Source organism: Vibrio sp. 2304 (genome assembly GCF_033339475.1).
Classification (GTDB): domain Bacteria; phylum Pseudomonadota; class Gammaproteobacteria; order Enterobacterales; family Vibrionaceae; genus Vibrio; species Vibrio alginolyticus.
This window is the reverse complement of record NZ_JAWOUQ010000002.1, coordinates 410,434-435,247: the sequence shown is the minus strand read 5'-3', so window position 1 is coordinate 435,247 and position 24,814 is coordinate 410,434. Positions and strand designations below refer to the sequence as shown.

Genomic DNA, 24,814 nt, shown 5'->3' with positions numbered 1-24,814 from the left:
TCATAATGATGGCGCGTTTTAGGCATGCTATGCGTCAAAAAAATATCACCACACGAACAATAAGTGTGAAACTAATCACGTATGCAGAATTTATACTTTTTTATATGTGACCTATGTCCTAACTTATTTTTCAACGTTAAGTATGATTAAGCAAGTTGGTGAGCACAACTCACAAAAATATCGCCAACAAATCGACATTTATAATTCGCTATAAGCTGCTGTTTATCTGGTGACATCGCTAATCGGGGTAATTTATTCAGATTAAAGAGGTCAATGGACATGACAGACCAAGCTTTTTTTAAATATGTACGCACCTTCAGTGAGTACCAAAAACGTTCTATGTTCGGTGGTATTGGTTTATTCACCGATGATTCTATGTTTGCGCTTGTCAGCAATGATTGCTGCTACTTACGTGGTGGGAATGGGCTAGATGAAGTGTTTACTCAACTGAGCTGTGAGAAGTATAAGCACGTCAAAAAACAGACGACGGCAACCGTAAATTATTATGATGTAACCGATTTATTCGAATCCGGATATGTAGGGCTTGATGAACTGGTACACAAATCAATTGAATACTCAATTAAGGAACGGAAATATCAAAAGTCCTCTGCCAGTAGACGCTTAAGAGACTTACCCAACATGCAACTAACCCTTGAACGTATGGTCAAGAAAGCCGGTGTTGATGACGTAGAAACCTTTTTAGAACTTGGACCTGTAAAAGTCTTCAACAAAGTTAAAACGGCTTACGGTAATGATGTTGATGTAAAGCTACTGTGGAAATTTGCTGGTGCAACTGATGGCGTACATTGGAAACTGATCCAAGAGCCGCGTAAAAAACAGTTATTGGCACTGTGTGACTAAGCGAAGCTGATCGCACAATGATTGACTCGTTTCGATGGAGTTAGCGGGTCGTAAAGGCAAGTGTGAAAAGCGGAAAAAGGACGTTGAAGTTTTTTACCACTTCATTGAGTTAGTCATTAAATTAGACAAAAAAACCGAGGCAGAGACCTCGGTTTTTGTTTTTTTAATTTGCTCTTTTCTTACAGCACAAATCTTAAAACTTAAAACGCGTAGTGAACATTACCTGATCACCGTAAAAATCGTTGATACGTGCTTCAGCACCCAAAGAGAAAAGCTCTGTTGAGTGGAATCGAGCGTAGGCAGAGCCAGTCCAATCGTCATCGTTATCGATAGAAACGTAGCCGACTTTGCCGCCTACTTCTAATTGAGGGCCCAACCATTGGCGAACACCTAAGTTAAGCTCCATACCAACATCTGTGCTGCTCTCATTCGAAGGTTGCACAACGCGCATTAGCATTTCACCAGTCAGATCTGCCCAGTTGTTTAGCGGAGAATGGAAGCCAAAGCCTGCAGCTGAGTCAAAATCACTTTCAAACTCAGAGTCAATACGAGCAATAACATGCGCGTTCGGGTGAATTGATTTGCTGAATCCAGCACCAAATGTCACAGGACTTGCGCCAATACGTGCTTCGAAATAGTCGTAGCTAAAGTTGCTCATAGTTGCTGGCGCATTGCGATCGTTTGCAGCTAGGGCATGGCTTGATGCCACTAGTAAGGCAGCGGCTAATAGTGTTTTACGCATAACTAACGATAAACCTTGTTCATTATTTCCATGGATTCAAGCAACCACTTGAACCGTAATCTGATTTATCCGACATCATAATAAAAAGGAAGGTCGACGACCAACAAAAATGTGTCGATGTTTTGTCAATTAACTTAATAGTTCCTTGGTTTAAGCAAAAACTACGCCATATACGTAGTGTCCGAGAATTTCACTCGGACAAGTAACGATGTTTTTCTAACCTCGTTCTACTATGCGAGGTAAGGTGGTTCAATGAGCATCGTTGAGTTCAAGTTAGAACTAAACACTTTATTACTCGCCAAAGCTTGCTCTTCTATCTGCCATGGCGTTGAGGATTGCCTCAGAATCAAGGATTTGAGTCCAGGATAGCAGGTTATCATCATTCTCAATAACAAACGCGGTAAGCTGAGACACGATTGCTTTTCTCAATGCTTCACCTTTCCAAGGTTTGGCAATGTAATAATCGAGACTCGCGTTATTTACGGCTTCTACGGTGTCTTCCAAACCAGCTTGTCCTGTGAGTAAAACTTTGCGCGCTGCTTTTGTGTCACCATTTTGACTGAGTTCGATTAAGAAGCTGATCCCAGTTTGTTCCGGCATAATGTGGTCACATAAAATGAGCGCAAGCTGAACTTCTTCTTCCGCCATCTCCTCAATCACTTGCCGAGCTTCAGTCACCGATTCCGCTCCTTCGACGACAAAGTTCTCCTCGAAGGGAGCAAGATCTTGGAGCACGCTATCCAAGACTTCTCGTTCGTCATCGACACATAAAATTAGATACTTGGTCATGTTTCATCTCCTTCTTCGATGACTGGTAACCAGACGGTCATTCGTGTGAACTGGCCGATCTCTGATTCGACGTCAATCCACCCTCTGTGTGCTGTTACGATTTGCTGGCAGATGGACAGCCCGATGCCTAAGCCAAAGTTACCTTCTTTTTTTGTGGTGAAGTTTAGCTCGAAAATGGCGTCTCTTTGCGACTCAGGAATGCCACATCCATTATCTTCAAATGAGATAACGGCATAATTTGTGTGCTCTTTTTCTACAAGGCGTGTTTGTATGTTTAACACCCCTTTTTCTGGAAATGCGTCAATGGCGTTAGAGACCAAATTCGTCCACACCTGTTGGAGTGCGATCGGTTGACAAAGGATGGAAGGCAAGTTTGCATAGTCGGTTGAAACTTGGTGCATTTTTAATTTGTTCTCGAAAATCACCAAGGTGTCTTCAATACCCTCATGAATATCGGCATAGTGCAGGGTCTCATCATCTGACCGAGCATATCCTTTCAGGCTTTTTACCATATCAGCAATTCGTGCTGCACAGACATTAATTGAGCGAAGTGTAGAACCTGCTTTGTGGTATTGCTCTAGTGTATTGAGAGCATGATAAGACGCTTGCTGCTTTCTCGTTAGTTGGGTAAGTAGCTCTTGATCGGACTCTAATCCAAGGCTCACCACTTTCTTTGCTAATGCTCGGTCTGGAAGTGTATGGCTAAGCGCTTTTACGTGTGATCTGAGCTCGGCGGTTGAAGCGGGTTTTGAGGCTTGCGCTTTGTTCAGTAATTCAATGCCTTTGGTTTGTATATCGGAACTGGGCGCATCGTTAAGTAATCGTTCTAGTGTATGCGTTAAATTCTCTACGCCCCTTAATATCGCGGCTACTGGATTGTTTAGTTCGTGGGCCACTCCCGCAACCAATTGACCAAGCATCGCCATTTTTTCTCTTTCAATGAGCTGCTGGTGGGCTGATTCTAAAGATTCGAGCGTTTTTTGAAGTTGCAGTTTGGTGTTGATGCTTCTTTGCAATCGGCGGTTGAAGTGGCGTAAGAGCAAGTTTGTAAAAAGAGGCAGTAAGTTTGAGTCGCTTTGCATCACTTTATTGAATACGTTGCGATCGAGTTTGATAACTTCTGTTTTGGTTAGTGTTAGAGCTGTCGAGAAAGAACATTCCCCAGTAACAAACGACATGCCTCCGACAATATTCCCTTTGTTATGGCGTACAACCTCTCGCTGCATGCCTTGTTCATCGCGCTTGTACAGAGCCACTTCACCTTCGGTGATAAACCACAAAAAGCTATTTGGCTCGCCTTCCACGGTTAATAAGTGTTCAGGTGAGTATGTACGGCACGCTCTTGTTTCGTCATTATCTTTGAAAAATTGCTGGAGAGCGGAGATCACTTGCTCGGCTAACTCGGTATCAGACATCGAGTGGTAGTCGTGTAAGAATCCGGCTTGATAATGGCTCATCTGATTATTGATGTGCGCTCGCAACAAGCTGTGATGATCCAATACCTGACTGTAACTTAGCAGGTCTTCTTTACCGTTTCGCAATATAAATTGGGTCAGCTCTTTTTGCACTGTGTTAAATAAGACGTGATCTGGCAAAGGTTTAGTGAGGCAGTGGTCGAGCCTGCCCTCATTAACGGCAGTGAGAATTGCCTCTATATCAGACGAGCAGCTAATAAGAATTTTTCTTGCTTGCTCGGTATGTGGCATCCGGTCTAAACCAATAAGAAAATCCACGCCGTTAAAATGAGCGTGATGGCTCGCTATAACTAAAGCAACAGTCTGTTCTCTTTCTTCTAGATACTCTAAAGCGCTTTGAGCCTCTTCTATCGATTCGACAGAAAATATATCAAACTTACTTGAGAAGGCAGACAGCTCCAATCGAAACTGTTCAGCACTGATTGGGTTGTTGTCGAGACACAACACAGCATAACGATTCACAGATGTTTTAGCTCCGGTTAAAACTTCTCCACGCAAACTTTAACAATAAAAGGACATGATGAGTGGGAGCCAAGTATGATTCCTGATTAATGGACTAGAATAAGCATCAATAGTCTGATTTGTCTCAATGTTTTCTCCGCAGGTGGTTTGGGGTAGACTGACCGAAAATATCTAATAAGTGACGTTATGCAAAATCTTAAAAAAATCGGCGCCATTGGTGGTGCTATCTCATTAGCACTGTGTTGGCCATTGGCTGTCGGACAAATTGGTCAGTCCATCATTGAAGATGGTATTACCAATATGAATGATGAAATGATTAAAGGTGAAGTGGTCGAGTATCAGCGTGGCTACTTGTCTTCAGTCGTGCTGACTCGTTATTCAGTTGTTGATCCTGAGCTTAAAACTCAGCTAGAGCGTGATGGTATGCCAACGACGTTTGATGTAACCAGTGATGTTAGCCACGGTCTAACAAGCCTAACAGCTGATTCAAAATTGGTGGACAATGACTTTTTGCCTCTCACGATGCATAGCCAGACTCAACTAAATGGCAATACAGCATTTATCCTCGACCTAGACAGTTGGCATTATCGTAACGAAGCGCAAGGTGTTTCTGTTTCTACAAGCCCTGCAAAAGTAACAGGTGATGTGACGGTATTGGGTGATCTCAATTACCAAGTTTCCGTTCCTTCTGTTCAAGTGGATTTTGAAAACGGTGAAGAGCTTCATCTGAATGCATTGACAGGGCAAGGTAAAGGAAAGCAAGCAAAAGGCTACTGGTTAGGCGAGCAATCTTTCTATCTAGAGAAGCTAGATGTGGTTGATGCGAACTTAACGCCTGTCTTTTTGATTGAAAATGCGAGCTACCGTGGTAACACTACGATGAGTGAGTCTGGTGATAAGCTGAACAGTCAATTAAACCTAGATGCTAAGAAACTGCGTTTAACTGATGGGACGGATGTCGATAACTTTAAGTTGGATTTCTCAATTGCAGATGTGGATAGCCAGTCTTTTGATCAAATTATGTCTATCTATCAAAGCTCTCCTATGCTAGATGAGCAGGAAATTGCGAATTTATTGCCGCATGTCGATACGCTGTTTAGCAAAGGTTTTGATTTATCCGTGAACGAGCTTTCACTCGCGTTCGGTGACGGCAAGTTCCACAATGAGTGGCAACTATCCATCCCTGAAGGTACTGAGCATATTACTCAAGATCCAATGAAGTTGGTGACGGCCACTACTGGTGAACTTAGCACTTACTTCTCTGATGAATTAGTAACGCATTACCCATTTATTCAAGAAGGGATTGATGAGCTCCTTATTATGGAGTTGATCGAAAAAGTAGAGGGCGGTTATCAATTAAAAGCAGAAATTGGTGAAGGCAAATTGAAGTTCGAAAATGGGCATGAGTTCCCATTGTTGGCTCTACTTATGCCTGCTTTGATGCAACAACAGTAATTCGTGTTGTTGCGAATTTGTTCCAATTCAACGCTTAGTCTTTAAAAAGAGGTCGTAAGACCTCTTTTCTTGTTTTTATCACTGCGAAAACGTGATATTAATTTCGTAATATTTACATAGCAGGAGCAATGAGCATCATGGAACAAAATACGGACAACGTATTTAACTTCAGTGCAGGGCCAGCAGGTCTGCCTAAAGCAGTTATGCAGCAAGCACAACAGGAACTAATCGATTGGCAAGGTCTTGGCACTTCGGTCATGGAAATCAGCCACCGAAGCAAAGAGTTCATCAAAGTTGCAGAAGAAGCCGAGCAGGATTTACGTGATCTTCTGAATATTCCGGACAACTATAAAGTGCTGTTCTGCCAAGGTGGTGCTCGTGCTCAGTTTGCTGCTGTTCCTCTAAACTTACTTGGTGATGCCGATACGGCAACTTACATCGATGGTGGTTATTGGGCTGAAAGCGCGGTAGCTGAAGCGAAAAAATACTGCGAACCAGACGTGTTTGATGCAAGAACAGAAATCAACGGGAAAGTCGCGGTTCTACCTGCAAGTGAATGGAAAATTGCTCCAGAAGCGGCTTACGTTCACTTCTGTCCAAATGAGACCATTGATGGTATTGAGATTAACGATCTTCCTATCACCGACAAACCGATTGTTGCTGACATGTCTTCGACAATTCTTTCTCGTGAAATTGATGTGTCGAAATACGGTGTGATTTACGCGGGCGCTCAGAAAAATATTGGTCCTTCCGGCATTGCTATTGCTATCGTGCGCGATGATTTATTAGGTATGGCGAAGCAGGTACTACCAAGTATTTTGGATTACACTGTTTTGGCAGAAAAAGAATCAATGTTCAACACGCCACCAACCTTTGCATGGTACTTGTCTGGTCTTGTTTTCAAATGGCTGAAGGCACAGGGTGGAGTAAAAGCAATTGAGCAAGTGAACCGTGCTAAAGCCGCGCTACTGTATGATTACATCGATCAGTCTGATTTCTACCGTAATGGCGTGCACTCAGCGAACCGTTCTTTGATGAACGTGCCATTTCAACTTGCTAAGCCTGAACTGGATGCAACCTTCCTTGAGTTAGCAGACTCGAAAGGGCTGAAAGCGCTAAAAGGTCACCGAGCAGTTGGTGGTATGCGAGCATCCATTTATAACGCAATGCCGCTAGAAGGCGTTCAAGCGTTAGTAGACTTCATGCAAGAGTTTGAGAAAAACTACGCGTAAACTCAAACTGATAGTTGTTCTCCAAAGCGTCGCTATTGCGGCGCTTTTGTTTATCTCAACTCACATCATTCCAGGAAGGTAAAATGACCAAGGCAAATATTGAAGCGCTGACTAAGCAGTTCCCACTCTTGGCAGCACTTATTGATCTTGAAGAGGTTTGTTGGTTCAACCCCCATATCACTTCCTTGGAGGAAGGCTTACCTCATGTCGGGTTAGATGAAAAAGATATTCAAGCGGCGAGTGAACGGCTAACACGATTTGCGCCTTATTTGATGAAAGCGTTTCCCGAAACGGAAACGTCGCGTGGCATTATTGAGTCCCCAGTGGTGGATATTCCCAATATGAAAGTGCGTTTGGAGCAGCAATACGACACACCAATATTGGGCCATTTAATGCTCAAAAAAGACAGTCATTTGCCAATTTCTGGTTCGATCAAAGCGAGAGGTGGTATTTATGAAGTGCTCACTCATGCAGAAAAGTTGGCGTTTGAAGCCGGCTTGCTCTGTGAAAGCGATGATTACAGCAAATTGTTCAGCAATGAGTATCGGCAGTTTTTTAAGCAGTATAGTATTGCGGTTGGCTCAACCGGCAATCTTGGTATGTCCATCGGTATCATGAGTGCGAAGCTGGGTTTTTCAGTTTCAGTCCACATGTCTGCGGATGCGCGGGAATGGAAGAAAAATAAGCTCCGGTCACATGGTGTTAATGTCGTAGAGCACCAAGAAGATTATAGTATTGCTGTCGAGCAAGGTCGTAAAGAGGCAGAAAAAGATCCCAACTGTTTCTTTATCGATGATGAAAACTCACGGACGCTGTTTCTAGGTTACTCTGTTGCGGGTGAGCGTCTTAAGCAGCAGTTTGATGACTTGGGAATCGTTGTTGATGAGCATCATCCATTGTTTGTTTATCTTCCTTGTGGTGTTGGCGGCGGGCCTGGTGGCGTGGCATTTGGCTTGAAGGTAGCCTTTGGCGAGCATGTCCACTGTATTTTCGCAGAGCCAACGCACTCACCGTGCATGCTGTTGGGCGTACATACAGGCTTGCATGACGATATTTCGGTACAAGATTTGGGTATCGATAACATCACCGCAGCTGATGGTTTGGCAGTCGGGCGTGCCTCGGGATTTGTCGGAAGAGCGATGGAAAGGCTACTTGATGGTTTTTACACCATTGATGACGCTCGTATGTATCACCACTTGGGTGAGTTAAGTGAACTGGAAGGTATTAATCTAGAGCCTTCTGCATTAGCCGGTATGATTGGTGCAGTGCACGTCTCGAATAACCATGCTTACCAGTCTCGAATGAAATTTGACGAAGAAAAACTCAAAAACGCAACACATCTTGTTTGGGCAACAGGTGGGGGCATGGTTCCGGAAGATGAAATGGCGGCTTATCTCAAAAAATCTGGTCGGTAAATCAGCACTGTATACGTGCTTAATTAGGTAACTAATAATACAGGAATAACAAAAGGGCTCATCGTTTGATGAGCCCTTCTCGTCACTGAAAATCGAATTATAGAGATTGTAATAGCTGGTAGTAACGACCTTTTTGAGCGAGTAGCGTTGGATGGTCGCCTTGTTCGATGATCTCACCTTGTTCCATCAAACAGATGCTATCCATACTTTCTAGCTCTATCAGTCGGTGTGTAATGAATACTACTGTCTTATTAGCAAAGTGTTCACTGAAAAGCGCCATCACTTTTTGTTCCGTACGCTTATCGAGGCCTTCAGTCGGTTCATCTAAGAGTAGGATTGGGGCATCACGTAGCAATGCTCGAGCAATACCGATTCGACGTTTCTCACCACCAGATAACTGACGACCGCCGTCGCCTAACCAAGCGTCTAACCCCGGCTCTTCAAGAAGTCCGCCAAGCTCGACTTTTTGTAAAATAGTAGACAGTTGCTCATCACTTGCATCCGGAGCGGCCATGAGTAAGTTGTCACGTAGTGTCCCGTTTAGTACATCTACGCGTTGACTGACCACAGTCATTGCTGCCCGCAGGTCCGACTCGCTCCAATCTCGCAGTTTTGTACCACCGATTCGAACTTCACCTTGGTTAACATCCCAGTAGCGGCAAAGAAGCTGAATCAGTGTTGATTTACCTGAACCTGTTTGACCTACAATTGCAGTTTTAGTGCCCAACGGTAGTGAGAGTGACAAGTCTTTCAGCACCTTTTGCTGACCGTCAGGGTAAGTAAAATCTATGTTGTCGAATTCAATGTCTAACGTTGTGTCTTTATGTTTCGACTGCTCAGGGAAGACAACGTCAGGTTCAGCCAAAATTACTTCATTTAAACGACGAGCAGAGGTCAACGTTTGACCGAGATACTGGAATGCGCCCGCGATAGGCATCAGAATCTCAAAGCTCGCCATGGTTGCAAACGCAAACAGCGCAATCCAAGGATCAGGAGCACGACCACCTACGCCGTCTGCAGCAAACCAAAGCATCACAACCAGTGTAATGCCGTTCACCAGCATAAGCAGGCCTGAAGCCATGCCCGTTAAGTTCGCGTTCACAAATTGGTTAGACAGCAACTGCTTCTGCTTCTCTAGAATGAGATTACGATAACGTTCTTCTGCTCCAAAGATACTCAGTTCGCTGTAGCCTTGAAGCCAGTCCAGTGTCGCCACTCGCAATTGCGCTTTATGATGAGTGAGCTTCTCGCCATTGTTTTTACCCAGTTTATAGAACAGTACTGGCCATACAAACAACATGACGGTAAGAATCGAGCCAAGCAGTAGGGCGAGATGCCAATCAAAGAACGCCAGGACAGCCGTTAAACTCAATATGCCAAAAACACCAATCACGACAGGGCTGATAAGTCGAAGGTAAACGTGATCCATCGCATCTACGTCCGCTACTAGGCGGTTGAGCAGATCGGCATCACGCATCGTAGAAACACGACCCGGAATCAGTGGTGCAAGTTTCTTAAAGAAGAAGATACGTAGATCGGTAAGCAGCTTGAACGTTGCATTGTGGCTAACGACACGTTCTCCCCATCGACCTGCGGTTCGAGCCATTGCAGCGCCGCGTACCCCGGCACCTGGTAACATGTAGTTGAAGGTCTCACGAGCAACCGTCAAGCCTGCCACCGCTGCGGCTGAAATAAACCAACCTGATAGAGTTAATAAGCCAATAGACGCCGCTAAGGTCAGAAATGCCAGTAGCATACCTAGCGAAAGACCAAACCAGTGTTTCTTATAGAGTTTTAGATAAGGGAGTAAATCACGCATCTAAGTTCCCCTTGTCTGTTTCACGTTGTGCGAGGTTCGCTTCCAACATGTCTTTAAATAAGCCATATTCTGTCGACAGTGTGGCGTAATCACCACGTTGAACAATCTGGCCGTCCTGCATAACAAGAATTTGCGATACGTTTTGTAAAGGCGCAAGTTGGTGAGTAATCATCAAATTCGTTGTGGCATGCGCATACTTGTTAATGCCTTCCATCACGAGTTTTTCACTGCGAGCATCTAAGCTTGCGGTTGGTTCATCTAATAACCAAAAACGACCATTTTGTAGCATGGCGCGAGCCAGTGCTAAACGCTGCGCTTGGCCGACAGATAAACCACCAGAACGATCAGATATCGGATAATCCAACCCATGCATTTCAACAAATTCAGCAGCGTGAGAGTCATTCAACACAGAATGTACGTCTGCATCCTGAATATTGTGCTTACCTAGTGTGATGTTATCTCGAATGCTACCGTGTAATAGCATCGGGTTTTGACCAATCCAGCTTACTGCCTCTCGCCATGTGGCTAGATCCAGTCGCGACAATTCACAACCATTAATCTTCAAGCTACCTTGATAAGGCATGAAACCGAGGATGGTGTTTACCAAGCTTGTTTTGCCTGCGCCACTTGGTCCAACTAAAGCCGTACTTTTGTTGGCTTCAAGAGAGAAGGATAGGGGACCTGCGAGCTGCTTACCTTCCGGACTAAAAATGGTTAACTGGTCCGCTTCAATATGGATAGGGCTGTTTTTATCTAACGCTTGGGTACCATCTTTGATTTGATCGACTTCCAAATCCAGAAACTCGACAATGCTTTCTGCTGCGCCAACCGCTTGCTGTTTCGCATGATAGAACGTGCCCAAATCACGTAATGGCTGATAAAACTCTGGCGCAAGAATCAGAATGAACAAACCAGCAAAGAGCGTAACACCTGTGCCGTAGTAGCCGAAGTCCAGCTCCCCGATATAACTAAAGCCAAAGTAGACAGCGGTAACTGCGATAGAAATAGAAGTGAAAAACTCTAACACCGCAGAAGACAGAAACGCGATTTTCAGAACGTCCATGGTACGAGTACGAAAGACTTCTGAAGCACCCTTTAGCGTCTCAGTTTCAGATTTTGTTCTATCGAATAAGCGAATGGTTGTCATTGCTTGCAAGCGGTCATAAAAGTGACCCGACAAACGCTGCATCGCTTTAAAGTTTTTACGGTTTGCTTCTGCGGCTTTCATCCCAACCAGTGCCATGAAAATAGGCACTAGTGGTGCAGTGACCAGGAAGATCAAGCCTGCTGCCCAGTTTACTGGGAATACGACAACCAAAATGATGAAAGGCACTAGTACCGATAATGACATTTGAGGTAAGTAGCGTGAGAAGAAATCTTGCATATCTTCTACCTGCTCTAAGATGAGCGTTGCCCAACTGCCAGCAGGTTTGCCTTTGATGTAAGCTGGCCCAAGTTTATGAACTTTATCTAAAATGAGTTGGCGAATATAAACTCGAATTTGCTCCCCGCAACGGTAACCGGCAAGCTCTCGACCCCAGGTACAAGCAGCTCGACCGATAACCGTGCCACCGAGCCCAACAAAATGCCAAATGAGGTCGGCTTTGTCGACTTGGTCAATGATTAACTGGTGCAGAATGGAGGCGAGCAGGGCTGCTTGAGCCAATAAAAACACGCTTGAAAGTACGCCTAGGCCTATCGCAATCATAAGCCAGCGCTTGGCTAACTTACTTTGTTGCTTCAGCCACTTATTCAAGCTGCTTTGCTTTTTCTTATCCATCGTGAAGGCTTAATGATAATTGTTTTAATGAGGCGGTAGTATACAAAAGAAAACCCAGCGGGAATACCGCTGGGCTTTAAGGATATGACACAAATGTGAAAAGTTATTTGTCACCAAGTGAGTCTAAGAAACGTTCAGCATCTAATGCAGCCATACAACCTGTACCTGCAGAGGTGATCGCTTGACGGTAGTTGTGGTCCATTACGTCGCCAGCTGCAAATACACCTTCGATACTAGTTTGTGTTGCGTTGCCTTCAAGACCTGATTGAACGATGATGTAGCCATCTTTCATGTCTACTTGGCCTTCAAAGATTTGTGTGTTTGGCTGGTGGCCAATTGCGATGAATGCACCCATTACGTCGATATCTTCTGTCGCACCGCTGTTCACGTCTTTAATGCGGACGCCCGTTACGCCCATATCGTCACCCAGTACTTCATCGAGAGTGCGATCGGTATGAAGAACGATATTACCGCTTTCAACTTTATCCATCAGACGTTTCACAAGGATCTTCTCTGCGCGGAATGAATCGCGGCGGTGGATCAGGTGAACTTCTGACGCAATGTTAGATAGGTATAGCGCTTCTTCAACAGCCGTGTTACCACCGCCCACAACTGCAACTTTCTGATTACGGTAGAAGAAACCGTCACAGGTTGCACAAGCAGAAACGCCGCGACCTTTAAATGCTTCTTCAGACTCAAGGCCAAGGTATTTTGCTGATGCGCCGGTAGATATGATTAAGGCATCACAAGTGTACTCACCTGAGTCGCCTTTTAAACGAAATGGGCGTTGTGATAGCTCTACTTCATTGATGTGATCAAATACGATTTCAGTTTCAAAACGCTCGGCGTGTTCTTTCATGCGATCCATCAATGCTGGACCTGTCAGTCCCTCAGCATCGCCTGGCCAGTTTTCAACTTCAGTTGTGGTGGTTAGCTGACCACCTTGTTGCATTCCCGTCACAAGCACAGGGTTTAAGTTTGCACGCGCTGCGTAGACGGCAGCTGTGTATCCTGCAGGACCAGAACCAAGAATTAATAATTTACAGTGTTTTACGTCGCTCATTATGGCTCCAAAAAGGGCGTAACATTTCCCTCGATTGTATGGAAATTCTTAGTGCTTTAAAAGCATAAACAACGATTGTGATCGAATAATTGGTTATAGATTAGAACCCACTAAATATTGATTGAGAACGTTGACTTCTAGCATAAAATTCTATTCGTAGTAGAGAAGTCTAGTTTCAAATATTGTCAAAGCGTAAAACTGAAACATGGCTCTGTTTTTGTGGTTTGGTTTGGTTTGTTATGTTGTTTTCGTCGTTTTGTTGAAGCTATCAACGTTAAAAGCTGGTAATTGCAGAATATTTGCGTAACCTAGTGTGTAAATTAAATGTTAATTAATGTGCCTCATTAAAGGAGCAAATGATGTTACATTCACGTGAGAATACTCTACATTTAACACAGCTCAGCATGGCAGCAATTGAGCAGCTTTCCCCATCGTTTGAAGAACTGCCTCGTACCGAACATGCAGATGGTCAGTATCGACTACGACGTTATTCTGTGGTTGGTTTTGATAACGGCAAAGTCATCGACTTAAATAAAAATAGCTTTGTTCAATCCTCTGATATCAACCGATTTCAAGGTGATGTTGTAAGACAATTCGAGCCAATTGAGAAGGATATTCTTACCAGCGATGGCTTTCGAGAAATGTGTGAATTGTTTGTCAATGCGAATCATCTGCCAAACGGTCAAGAAATAGAAATTCACCAAATCCGTATCAGGGCACTGGAAGAAGAAACCCAAGTAGCACCTGAAGGTGTGCACCAAGACGGTTTTGATCACATTGCAATGGTTGGTGTGGGACGCCATAACATCATCGGTGGCGACATCATGCTGTACAGCAGCCATAACCAAGCCCCATTTTTCCGTAAAGTGCTAGAAACCGGAGAGGTCGCAATCTTGGCTGATAGCAAGCTGTGGCATAACGCGTGCCCAATCCGCTCTGTTATTGATGACGAAGCGGGCCATATGGATGTATTTGTACTCACGGCTACGGATAAGCGTAATGAACTTCAATCTTAATCAGATCAGAGAGCAATTTCCGGCGTTGGCTCAATACCACAACGACAAGCCCGTGACGTTTTTTGATGGTCCAGGTGGCTCACAAGTGCCTCAATCAGTACTAGACAGCATGGTAGGGTATTTAGGTCGTTTCAACGCTAACTTAGGCGGGCATTATTTTTCTAGCCAAGTGACCGTTGACGTAATGCAAAATGCGCGTGAGTCGGCTCAGGCTCTACTTAATGCACCTTCATCTGGCAATATTGTCTTCGGTGCCAATATGACCTCACTAACCTTTCAGCTTAGTCGCGCGATTAGTCGAGATTGGCAAGCAGGAGATGAGATCATTGTTTCCGCTTTGGATCACTATTCAAATGTATCCAGCTGGCAGCAAGCGGCAGAAGATAAAGGCGTTACGGTTCATCAAGTTCGTATCAACGAAGAAGATTGTACGCTGGATATGGAGCATTTAAGCCGCCTTCTTTCTGATAAAACGCGCCTTGTCGCTGTGACTTATGCATCGAACACGACGGGCTCTATTGTGGATGTACAGCATGTAGTCAGCATGGCGCACAATGTTGGGGCACAAGTTTATGTGGATGCCGTCCATTATGCGCCTCATCATTTGGTTGATGTTCAAGCGTTAGGTTGTGACTTTTTAGCTTGCTCAGCTTACAAGTTTTTCGGACCGCACGTTGGTATTGCTTACATAGCCGATCAGTGGCTCCACAGTATTCGCCCATACAAAGTCGAGCCTGCCACTAATATAGGTCCAGGTCGATTTGAAACAGGAACGCAAAGTTTTGAAGGTCTTGCTGGTGTCGTTTCTGCGGTTGAGTATCTGGCTCAATTTGGTGAAGTCGGTTTACCTCTTCGCCAACGGTTGGAGCAAAGCTACCAACTGTATGAACAACATGAGCAGCGCTTGAGTGAGCGTTTCTTACAGCGTTTGAATGCATTAGATGGTGTCAATCTATTCGGTATCGCAAAGGAAGATAGCCAACTCCGCACGCCAACTTTTGCGCTAACGTTTGACCGATATTCTCCAGAGTTCATCGCGAAAACACTGGGTGAACATAACATTTGTGTATGGAATGGTCACTTTTATGCGTTGGGCTTAGTTCGTCAACTTGGTTTAGAAGAATCGGGTGGTGTAGTGCGAATTGGTTGTATGCATTACAACACAATAGAAGAAGTCGATATGTTATTCGATGTGCTAGAAAGCATCCTTGACGCATAACTAACGATTTCTTCCTAATAGAAAAACAAAAGCTCGAGTCAAACTCGAGCTTTTTTCGTTTTTATTTGAATCAACGCGTTCTGCAAGCGATTACGCACTAACTTCAACTTCATAGGAAGTGAATTTTCTTACATTAATAACGCCAGTATCAAAGATGAGGTATTGACCTTTGATGCCTTGCAAAGTGCCAGTAACAACCGGGTTTTTATCGAAGTTATGCGAAGTGATCTTCGTTGGGTGCTGTTGTACCGGGTAGCTAAGGTCGGTAATGCTTTCGTTTAATACTTCAATGGCATCTTCGCCGAATTGCTGTTTTATCTCGGCAATTTTCTCTTCGACTAAAGGCAATAGCTCAGCAAAACGGTCCTGCAATGCCATAGGTTCACCGTCACCTTTTAACAGTGTGCGCCAATTGGTCTTGTCTGCGATATGTTTCGCCAGTTCAACTTCAATTAAACCGGAGATATGGCGAGTTTTTACTTTAAAAATTGGCAAGCCCTGAGTCGCGCCTTGGTCAATCCAACGAGTCGGGATTTGAGTATGACGAGTAATACCAACTTTTAAGCTGGATGTGTTGGACAGGTAGACAAAGTGATCCACCATGCAATTCTCTTCACCCCATTGTGGTTCGCGACAAGTCCCTTGATCGTAGTGGCAGGTCTCTGGCTTCATGATACACATGTCGCAGCTTGCTAGCTTTTTCATGCATACAAAACAGTGGCCTTGCGAATAACTCTTTTTCGTTTTCTTTCCACATGAGCAACAAAAAATATTGCCAGTGTGAGTCAGTGTGAGCGTTTTACCCAGAAACGGAGTTAAGTCGATTTCTTCCTCACCGACAGGAAGACGGTAGTTGACGGCACCGTCCAGAGAAGCACGCATTTTGTTTAGCGTGCCAGTTGCAATTAATGACATGACATTACTCATTATTGTGTTTTTGCACAGTATATACTGAAGTGGAGAAGAGATGCAGGGTTGACAGGAGCTTTAAAGTAAATGTCTTGCACTAAATTATTATGCATCGTGTTTTATTTTCTAAAAATTATGGTTGTGAAATGCTTCGCAAATAGAAGTTGGGCTGCACTTTTTAGAAATTTTAAAACGTGATAACGGTTCAAAATCCGTTACCATGTGTCGAAACTAAGAATTGAATGAAAAAGCGATTTTATTTCTTGATAAATCACCTTGATTTCATTTTTGAAATTATTGAACCCCACGTATTGTATAATCTCAGCAGGTCACTTGCCCATGAAGTGGATCCATAACTTTATCTTTGCTCTTTCTATTTGCACTATCAGTTTGGTTGCCCTTTATAGTGTGCTTGGCGATACGCGAAAGCTGACCATTACACCTGAGCATTTCAATATCTATGCAACTAAAGATGCCAGTGAAGGAGGTGTGAGTGAGGCAGATATCACATACGATCGGCAAAGCCTAGTCCTTAGCTGTGAACTAAAGCAGAGCTCGTATGCTTGGCCTTACTGCGGAATCTCGGTTTATACCGATTCAGCAACGCCAACACAGGGTATTGACCTTTCCAACTACCATACGATTCGATTGAAGGTGCGATATGAAGAGGCAGGAATAGGGGCTAACCCTAGCCACGACCTACGTTTGTATCTTCGCAATTATAATTCTGAGTATTCCAAGCCGGACGACGAGTACACCATTAAATATAATGGCATGCAGTTTTCTCCATCGGGTTCGAGCGATATTGTCGAAATTCCGATTAAAAATCTTCAGGTGATGACCTGGTGGTTAGTAGATAACGGAGTCGCGATTGAACACTCTGCACCTGAATTTTCAAACATCACACGTATTGATATTGCAACTGGGTCTGGTGTGGCACTTGGTAAACATAGAATTGTGATTGATAAAATTGAGTTTGAAGGCGCTTACCTTGCGCAAGAAACATTGTTGTATGCATTATTAATCTCTTGGATGGCGCTTGGACTGGCTTTTTCTCTGCATGAGTTACGAAAAAATAGAGTGGCTTATGAAAAAGCGCAAAAGCGTCACCGTCATTTGGAAAAGGTGAATAATACTTTGCGAGCTCAAAACTATGAGTTTGCAGAGTTGGCGCATCGCGATGCGTTGACGGGAGCGATGAACCGTCACGCAGTTCAGCACTGGCTTGAGCAGCAATCACGGCAAGTTCGCTGGGGGCATAGTACATTCAGTATCCTTTATATGGATTTGGATAAATTTAAGAAGGTGAATGACAAATTTGGGCACCAAATGGGGGATGACATATTGCGCGAATTTGTCATGGTGGTGGCAAGTTCCATCTACCCAGATGACCGACTTGTTCGTTGGGGGGGAGAAGAATTTGTTGTATTTTGCCCTGACACCAATATTGATCAAGCTGTGAAGAAGTCGGAAATGATTCGCAAAAATGTGGAGAGTCATTTGTGGGTACACGGTGAATCATTAACATGCAGCATTGGCGTCGCCCAAATGCAAAATGAACGCGTCTCAGAAACCATGGCGAGAGCAGATGAAGTGCTCTATCAAGCGAAGCGCAATGGTCGTAACCGGGTCGAGGTTCATTATGGTTTGCTTGCCTGCGAAAAGAAGCAAGCCTAACGATTCGTCACTCAAAGGAATAAAAAAAGGTGGCCAACTGGCCACCAAGAGGGAAACTGCTGAACACCACTTAGGGGGAAGTTTAGGTCATCGATATGATTACCGTGAGCAGCAGTGTAGTGCTAATCGAACTTGCTATTTTTTACCAGAACAACCAAGCGAAAAGCGTTAGTGCAGCAATACAGGCAATGTTTAAGACGAAGCCAATTCGCATCATTTCTTTTTGCTTGATATGACCCGTACCGAACACAATCGCATTTGGAGGCGTCGCAACTGGTAACATAAATGCACAAGATGCAGCGACGGCAATCAGTGCAGAAAGAATAACCGGAGACATACCCAAGGCTTCTGCAATGGTCGCAAATACAGGGACAAGTAGCGCAGCACTGGCGGTGTTACTCGCAAACTCAGTCAAGAAGACAACAAAAGCAACCACTGCAAGAATCGTTAAGAGAATACCGGCTTGCTCAAGGAAGCCTGACAAGCTATGAGCCAAAAATACGCTTGTTCCGGTTGTTTTTAGGACGTTACTCAGACAGATACCACCACCAAATAGGATTAACACACCCCAGTCGGTTGTTTTCTCAATATCTTTCCACTCGACGGCGCGAGAAGCACCAAGTAGAAGGATGGCGCCAATAGCTACAAGAGTATCGAACTTCGCGAAGCCACCCAGCATAGCGTTAATAGGCTTACTGAATATCCACAACGTCACGGTCAGTAAGAAAATCGCCAACGTAATCATTTTGCCGTTTGTCCATTCGACTGGTTGATGGTCAAGGTCAAACTTGTGGCTAAGGTCAGGCTTAGTCATCGTGTACAATACGAGGATAGCGATTGGCATTAATACTAGGGAAATAGGTACACCAAACTTCATCCATTCAGTGAAGCTAAGGCCAACTTCAGCTGCTGCAATTGCGTTTGGTGGGCTACCAACCAGTGTTGCAATACCACCAATTGAAGCACTGTAAGCGATACCGAGTAGAACAAACAAAAAGGTGTTGTGGTTTTTCTTGGCGTCTAGCTTTGCCATCACACCCAGCACAAGCGGTAACATCATCGCGGCGGTGGCGGTGTTTGAAATCCACATTGACAGGCCAGCACTCACACCAAATAGCATGAATACAGCGACAGACATTTTTCCTCTTGCCAGCAATAGTACTTTATCTGCAATAGCTTGATCTAACTTTTGTTTATGTAGAGCCGCAGCTAGTGCAAAACCACCCAAAAATAGAAAAATGATGGAGTTGGAAAAGTTATTCAGTGCGGCTTGAGTGTTGAACACACCCAAAAATACCGCAAGTAGTGGTATGAGCAGCGCAGTAATGCTGACGTGAATCGCTTCGGTTAGCCACAGAATAGCAACAAAAACTAAGATGCTCAGGCCGGTTACTACTTGTGGTTCAAAGGGTAAGGTATTAAACAAGATAATGAACAATAGGATATTCGCGTTCAAAATCATGCTGTTGCGAGTGAAGAACCAATTCTTCAATGTCACAGCGAGTGCGGTCATGGGTAGTGCTCCTTTTGCATTGCCTTTTGTCGGTTTTTTATGGCAAAGTAACTGACTTGTAGTTATTTATTGATGAAATGTTACTTTGAATGCGAAAAAGAGTTTTGCCTGAATCGTAGAGCAAATTAGAAAGTGTGATGTTGAGAATTGGAAATGGGTAGAAAACTACCCATTTGTTTTATAGAAATGTTACTAGGCTTGTGAGCCACGTTATTCCTCTATTCGACGGGGACTTGAAGAGGCTCGTTAGCTGCTTTATTTGGTTCTTTTACTGCAACGATAGGTTCTTGAGGGCCAAGAAACTTAGGCTGCGTATTGATAATGTACAGGTCTAAAAACGCTTTCACACGGGCTAGCAGTTCTCGAACACGCATCGATGTTTTTTGCTTGTTGGCCGTCGGCCCTGCTACCGCGAGACACTGCGCATCAATGCTGTAAGCATCAGCGATGAACAGTGCGCGTTCACAGTGAAAGCGCTGAGTCACAATCAGAAATCGCTCCGAAGCAAAAATTTTTTTCGCTCGTACAATCGAATCTAAGGTACGAAAGCCAGCATAATCAAGGTGAATCACTTCTTCAGGCACGCCTGCTTTAAGTAAGTCGCGTTTCATTGTCCACGGTTCGTTGTATGAACGGTGGGCGTTATCGCCACTCAATAAAAACTGTTTTACTTTGCCTTGGTTGTAAAGCTCAATCGCCGCATTAATACGATGAGTGTAGTAAGTGTTGAGGATCTTACCGATGTATTTACTGGTACCGAGAACCACAGCAACCTCATGTTGAGGTATTTGTTCGTATTCAGTGAAAATGCTTTCTTTGGCTTGTAAAACCACCCACCGGTCGATGGCAATAACAGAAACAAGCAGACTAAGTACAGAGATCGACAAAATCAAAGCAAATCGCTTCCAGGAAAATTTCAGCTTCCACTTTGATCTTATGCGAGAAAACAACAAAACGTTTTATATCCTTAACTAAAAATGTAGTTCTCATCATATCTGATAGAAACAAAAAGAGAGAAGCCCATTTATGCCAAAATCTGGTTAGGATGATAAAAAAATAAAAGCCCCTACATGGTAGGGGCTAATTATTAAACGAATTGTCTCAAGCTTAGAACGCAGTGCGTTTGTAGCGGCGGTAAACAGGTTGCCAGAACGACTGTTCAATTGCCACGTTCAATGCTTCATCAGTAATTTCTAATGCGACACCTTGTTCAATTGCCTTTTTACCAACGGCAAATGCGATTTTTTTCGATACTAAGTGGATCTCTTCTAGTGGTGGAAGTAGAGCCCCACGACCGTTGATTGCTAGAGGAGAACATGTTGCGAGCGCGCGACTTGATTCCATTAGCATCTCGTCAGTGACACGTTTTGCATTGACAGCAAGTACACCAAGGCCAATGCCTGGGAAGATGTAGCTGTTGTTACATTGTGCAATAGGGTAAGTGCGACCTTCATGAACCACTGGCTCAAATGGGCTACCTGTCGCAACCAGTGCTTCACCATTTGTCCAACGAATGATGTCGTTCGGTGTCGCTTCCACGCGGCTTGTTGGGTTCGACAGTGGGAAGACAATCGGACGCTTACAGTGTTTATGCATTTCTTCGATGACTTCTTGGCTAAATAGGCCAGGAGCACCAGAAACACCAATTAGTACCGTTGGCTTGGCGTTACGCATAACATCGAGTAGTGAGAAGCCATTTCCTTCATTTTCCCACTCTTTCGTATTGGTATGCTTTTGCACCAAGCGTTGTTGGAAATCAAGAAGGTTAGGCATGCCTTCTTGTAACAGACCCCAACGGTCAACCATGTAAACTTGTGAGCGAGCTTGCTCGTCAGAAATTCCTTCCGATACCATTTGTGCGATGATCGCTTCTGCGATACCACAACCAGCAGACCCTGCGCCTAGGAAGGTAATACGTTGTTTAGAAAGCTGAGTTCCTGCTGCTTTACAAGCTGCAAGTAGAGAGCCAACAGTAACAGCTGCAGTACCCTGAATATCATCATTGAAGCAACACACGCGGTCTTTGTAACGCTCTAGAAGAGGCATCGCATTTTTCTGAGCAAAGTCTTCGAACTGGATCAAAGCATCAGGCCAACGGCGCTGTACCGCTTGGATAAACTCTTCTACAAATGCATCGTATTCTGCACCCGTAATACGAGGATGACGCCAACCCATGTACATCGGATCAGCTAAGCGTTGCGGGTTATTGGTACCCACATCAAGCACGATTGGTAGCGTGTAAGCAGGGCTGATACCACCACACGCGGTATATAGTGACAGTTTACCGATAGGAATACCCATGCCGCCGATACCCTGGTCACCCAAGCCAAGGATACGTTCGCCATCTGTCACAACAATCACTTTAACGTTGTGGTTTGCTGCGTTGTTCAGCAAGTCGTCAATACGGTCACGGTTCGGGTATGAAATGAACAGACCGCGACCACGACGGTAAATGTTAGAGAAGTTTTCACATGCTGCGCCAACAGTCGGCGTGTAGATGATAGGCATCATCTCAGAAATGTGATTTTGCACTAGGCGGTAATACAATGTTTCGTTGGTGTCTTGGATATTACGCAGATAAATGTGTTTATCCATATCGCTTTCGAAACTTTTGTATTGCTGGTAGGCACGTTCCACCTGCTCTTGGATAGTTTCGGTCGACTCTGGAAGCAGACCTTCTAAGTTGAATGAACTACGTTCTTCAGCAGAGAATGCACTGCCTTTGTTCAAAAGAGGGGTTGCTAAAAGAGCCGGACCCGCATATGGAATATATAGTGGGCGTTTATCGTTGTTCATTGGGTGCCTTATGTAGGGTTGAAGGATGCGCACCAAATTTTAACGGGTTCACTATTTAGTTGTAAACATGCGTTGATGCACATCAATGTAATGTCGCAAAAAAATTCAGATACCGACGAAAATATCGGCAATATTGGTTGTTTAGAGATACCTAAAGCAGGATTTTTTTACTTGGGTATAATGTTTTGCATCATCAAATCAAATCCAATTTCTATGTTTCAACTACCTATCGACAGCCTGCAAGCCGAGTTTGACCATCATGTAAGCCTTAACCATCTTGTGGTGGAAGCCGAAACCGGGTCGGGTAAATCTACCCGCTTGCCCATGTGGGCGGCAAAACACGGACGCGTTCTGGTTATTGAACCACGTCGAATTGCTTGTACCTCGCTGGCTGAATTTCTTGCGGAGCAATCTGGAGAGCCAATAGGTCGCAAAGTCGGTTACGCGATCAAGCTTCATGCCTATTTTGATGAAAAAACCGAAGTTGTATTTGTCACTCCGGGGGTTGCACTGCGTTGGTTTTCGGAAAACAAGCTAGCAGACTTTGATGTCGTGATAGTGGACGAATTTCACGAGCGACGCTGGGATATTGATCTATTAACCGCCATTTTGAAGCAAGAAAATCAACATCGATTGATCGTCACTTCCGCTACCTTAGAAGGCGAAAAGCTTGCTCGTTACCTGAATGCTAAGCGCCTGAGTTCGGAGGGACGTTGCTTTCCAGTCACGGTGACACATCGTTCTACAGACAGCCGCTATTTACCGAACAAAAAGGGATGTGAACAGGAGGTTGTCGGAGCGGTAAAAGAAGCACTGGAAGATGAAGATGGCGATATTCTTGTTTTCCTGCCTGGACGCAAAGAGATCACCCAATGTGCTCAGATGCTACAAAGTTGCGGCGAAGTCATGGTGGTCAAACTTCATGCCTCGGTTAGTGATGAAGAACGGCACCGCGCGTTAACTACGCAAAAACAACGAAAAGTCGTATTGGCAACCAATGTTGCGGAAACCTCCTTAACGATACCTAACATCCGAGTTGTCATTGATAGCGGCTTAGAGCGCAGAACTGTACAACGAAATGGACGTACAGCACTGACGCTAACCAACATTTCTAAGGCCAGTGCCGCGCAGCGAATGGGGCGAGCAGGTCGCGTTGCCGAAGGGGCTTGTATTCGTCTATATGGTGAGCACGCGCCTTTAGAGTTGGTGACACCTCCAGAATTACACAGAGAAGAGCTCGTCGAGCCCATGCTGGCAGCAGCTTGTTGTGGGTATCGTCTCTCAACACTCGATTTTCTCGACTCAATTCCCCCAAAGTCGCTAGAGGCATCTCATTCGACGTTGTTATCTATGGAAGCGATTGATGAAGGCGGCAATGTCACGCAGCACGGGAGAAAAGTATATCCACTACCCATTGATGCACTGTTTGCCGATCTTGTTACCAGAATTCAAGCGAAGCCAGAGAAGGAAGCAATGATTGATTTGGCTGCCGCCTTATCTGTGCCTGCGCAGCTCTATCAGCGACAAAGTGGTGAAGTTGCTGAGCTTCTATCTCAAGAGGAGCCATACGGATGTGATGCCTCTTTGCTGATCCGTTTGGTTCGAGGGGAGCGACTTCCGGGCATTGTCATTGATGCCAGCGCACTCGAAGAGGCACAAGGTTTAGCGAAACAAATGCGAGAAGTATTTGAATTACCGGAACTTGACGTTGCCTCTCGATATAAACGTGAAGCGCTCTTTTTCTCCATCGCCTCATTGCACCCTGAGCTTGTGTTTGTCCGACGAGCTCGTCGAAGGGATGCTCTAGGAAATGGCGTAGTCGAGATGCTGGTTGGGCGTAACAGCCGCTTTCCTGATAAAGAAGAAGCGGCCATCGTGCTAGATAGCCATAGCGTGCCAGGACGAGGCGTTAAGCAAACACTGAACCTCGCATCGGTTATGATGCCTATCCCGCTGACATTATTACGCGAACTTGAGCTAGGGGAGTGGCAACAAGGTGAGACGAATTATGAAGAGGAGACCCCAAGAGCAACGATGCATTTGGTCTACGCCGGACGAACAATCTGTACTGAACATCAAGCGTTAAAAGGTGATGTTGCTGTTCAGTCTATTGTCGAAATGATAGAAGACGAGACACTGTTACCAGGATTTGCTTCTCAAAGAAAACAACAAATCCAACACTGGAAACTCTACAACGCATTGGGCCTTAATGTCGAAGGAGAAGAGGTTAACGACTTGGCCTCCTTGACATTTTCTAGCTGGTTAAAGGATCAGTTGGAAACATTAGGCGTTGAAAATGTCGATGATATGGCGTTGTTTGAACCGGAAGACTTAACATTTAACGGTGTTCCAGAATGGGAATACGACGATTTCACGGAGCAGTACCCTTTAGAACTTTCGCTGCCAGAACTCCAACTGGATGTTGAGTATTACGCGTCTCGCAAGCTGGTACAGGTCGTTTATCGAGAGGGAAACCGTAAGGGGGACCCGAAGCGTTGGGAGCTGCCACGTTGGGCTGGTTGGAAGATACAGTATAAAAAGGCCAGTCGAGTGATTGATGTAAAGTAGGTCGGCGGATGACGTTGTGACAA

Annotated in this window: 18 protein-coding genes; 8 read left to right on the top strand and 10 right to left on the bottom strand. The window is 44.7% G+C overall.

Features of this window, described 5'->3' with window-relative positions:
• Positions 1-273: 273 nt before the first annotated feature.
• Positions 274-861: a TfoX/Sxy family DNA transformation protein gene (locus tag R7P64_RS06765; protein WP_318123295.1), complete on the top strand. Its 588-nt coding sequence runs from the start codon at positions 274-276 to the stop codon at positions 859-861.
• Positions 862-1,054: 193 nt separating this feature from the next.
• Here R7P64_RS06765 and R7P64_RS06760 read toward each other — a convergent pair whose 3' ends face one another.
• The 3 genes from R7P64_RS06760 to R7P64_RS06750 form a co-directional block, all read right to left on the bottom strand.
• The gene (locus R7P64_RS06760; protein ID WP_005378006.1) at positions 1,055-1,603 is read right to left on the bottom strand and encodes a hypothetical protein; all 549 of its coding nucleotides are present in this window, start codon (positions 1,601-1,603) and stop codon (positions 1,055-1,057) included.
• Positions 1,604-1,894: 291 nt separating this feature from the next.
• The gene (locus tag R7P64_RS06755) at positions 1,895-2,392 is read right to left on the bottom strand and encodes a response regulator (RefSeq protein ID WP_017820839.1); all 498 of its coding nucleotides are present in this window, start codon (positions 2,390-2,392) and stop codon (positions 1,895-1,897) included.
• Positions 2,389-4,329, bottom strand: a complete 1,941-nt coding sequence (locus R7P64_RS06750) for an ATP-binding protein (protein ID WP_318123293.1) — start codon at positions 4,327-4,329, stop codon at positions 2,389-2,391. The genes R7P64_RS06755 and R7P64_RS06750 overlap by 4 nt, the downstream gene beginning before the upstream one ends.
• Positions 4,330-4,515: 186 nt before the next feature.
• Here R7P64_RS06750 and R7P64_RS06745 point away from each other — a divergent pair, with 186 nt between their 5' ends.
• From R7P64_RS06745 to R7P64_RS06735, 3 genes are all read left to right on the top strand, one after another.
• The gene (locus R7P64_RS06745) at positions 4,516-5,784 is read left to right on the top strand and encodes a DUF945 family protein (protein WP_318123292.1); all 1,269 of its coding nucleotides are present in this window, start codon (positions 4,516-4,518) and stop codon (positions 5,782-5,784) included.
• Positions 5,785-5,921: 137 nt separating this feature from the next.
• Entirely contained in the window at positions 5,922-7,016 is a 1,095-nt protein-coding gene (serC, locus tag R7P64_RS06740) for a 3-phosphoserine/phosphohydroxythreonine transaminase (protein WP_213871581.1), read from the top strand.
• Between the two features lie 83 nt (positions 7,017-7,099).
• Positions 7,100-8,431: a D-serine ammonia-lyase gene (locus tag R7P64_RS06735; protein WP_318072242.1), complete on the top strand. Its 1,332-nt coding sequence runs from the start codon at positions 7,100-7,102 to the stop codon at positions 8,429-8,431.
• Positions 8,432-8,528: 97 nt separating this feature from the next.
• On the opposite strand, the gene cydC is transcribed toward R7P64_RS06735, so the two are convergent.
• From cydC to trxB, 3 genes are all read right to left on the bottom strand, one after another.
• Positions 8,529-10,250 (bottom strand): heme ABC transporter ATP-binding protein/permease CydC, encoded by a 1,722-nt coding sequence (gene cydC / locus R7P64_RS06730; RefSeq protein ID WP_213880116.1) that lies wholly within the window; start codon positions 10,248-10,250, stop codon positions 8,529-8,531.
• A complete protein-coding gene (gene cydD / locus R7P64_RS06725) occupies positions 10,243-12,030 on the bottom strand; it encodes a heme ABC transporter permease/ATP-binding protein CydD (RefSeq protein ID WP_213880118.1) in 1,788 nt (595 codons plus the stop codon). The genes cydC and cydD overlap by 8 nt, the downstream gene beginning before the upstream one ends.
• A 103-nt stretch (positions 12,031-12,133) precedes the next feature.
• Positions 12,134-13,093 (bottom strand): thioredoxin-disulfide reductase, encoded by a 960-nt coding sequence (trxB, locus tag R7P64_RS06720; RefSeq protein ID WP_005377991.1) that lies wholly within the window; start codon positions 13,091-13,093, stop codon positions 12,134-12,136.
• A gap of 359 nt (positions 13,094-13,452) precedes the next feature.
• Between trxB and R7P64_RS06715 the strand changes: the two genes are divergently transcribed.
• Together R7P64_RS06715 and R7P64_RS06710 are read left to right on the top strand one after the other, a co-directional pair.
• Complete coding sequence (locus R7P64_RS06715) at positions 13,453-14,109, top strand: 2OG-Fe dioxygenase family protein (protein WP_005377989.1); 657 nt, start codon at positions 13,453-13,455, stop codon at positions 14,107-14,109.
• Positions 14,093-15,328, top strand: coding sequence for a cysteine desulfurase-like protein (locus R7P64_RS06710; RefSeq protein WP_033905128.1), 1,236 nt, complete (start codon positions 14,093-14,095; stop codon positions 15,326-15,328). Before R7P64_RS06715 ends, R7P64_RS06710 begins: the two co-directional genes overlap by 17 nt.
• A gap of 90 nt (positions 15,329-15,418) precedes the next feature.
• Here R7P64_RS06710 and R7P64_RS06705 read toward each other — a convergent pair whose 3' ends face one another.
• Complete coding sequence (locus tag R7P64_RS06705) at positions 15,419-16,243, bottom strand: DUF2797 domain-containing protein (RefSeq protein WP_053303179.1); 825 nt, start codon at positions 16,241-16,243, stop codon at positions 15,419-15,421.
• 333 nt (positions 16,244-16,576) lie between these two features.
• Between R7P64_RS06705 and R7P64_RS06700 the strand changes: the two genes are divergently transcribed.
• Positions 16,577-17,914, top strand: a complete 1,338-nt coding sequence (locus tag R7P64_RS06700) for a GGDEF domain-containing protein (RefSeq protein ID WP_318123289.1) — start codon at positions 16,577-16,579, stop codon at positions 17,912-17,914.
• 142 nt (positions 17,915-18,056) lie between these two features.
• On the opposite strand, the gene R7P64_RS06695 is transcribed toward R7P64_RS06700, so the two are convergent.
• The 3 genes from R7P64_RS06695 to R7P64_RS06685 form a co-directional block, all read right to left on the bottom strand.
• Positions 18,057-19,427 (bottom strand): SLC13 family permease, encoded by a 1,371-nt coding sequence (locus R7P64_RS06695; protein ID WP_065274401.1) that lies wholly within the window; start codon positions 19,425-19,427, stop codon positions 18,057-18,059.
• Positions 19,428-19,645: 218 nt separating this feature from the next.
• Positions 19,646-20,380, bottom strand: coding sequence for a vancomycin high temperature exclusion protein (locus R7P64_RS06690; RefSeq protein ID WP_318123287.1), 735 nt, complete (start codon positions 20,378-20,380; stop codon positions 19,646-19,648).
• Between the two features lie 154 nt (positions 20,381-20,534).
• Positions 20,535-22,223 carry an NAD-dependent malic enzyme gene (locus R7P64_RS06685; protein ID WP_005377977.1) on the bottom strand — a complete coding sequence of 563 codons (1,689 nt, stop codon included), beginning with the start codon at positions 22,221-22,223 and terminating at the stop codon, positions 20,535-20,537.
• Between the two features lie 213 nt (positions 22,224-22,436).
• Here R7P64_RS06685 and R7P64_RS06680 point away from each other — a divergent pair, with 213 nt between their 5' ends.
• Positions 22,437-24,791 carry a helicase-related protein gene (locus tag R7P64_RS06680; RefSeq protein ID WP_318123315.1) on the top strand — a complete coding sequence of 785 codons (2,355 nt, stop codon included), beginning with the start codon at positions 22,437-22,439 and terminating at the stop codon, positions 24,789-24,791.
• The last annotated feature ends 23 nt before the right edge of the window (positions 24,792-24,814 follow it).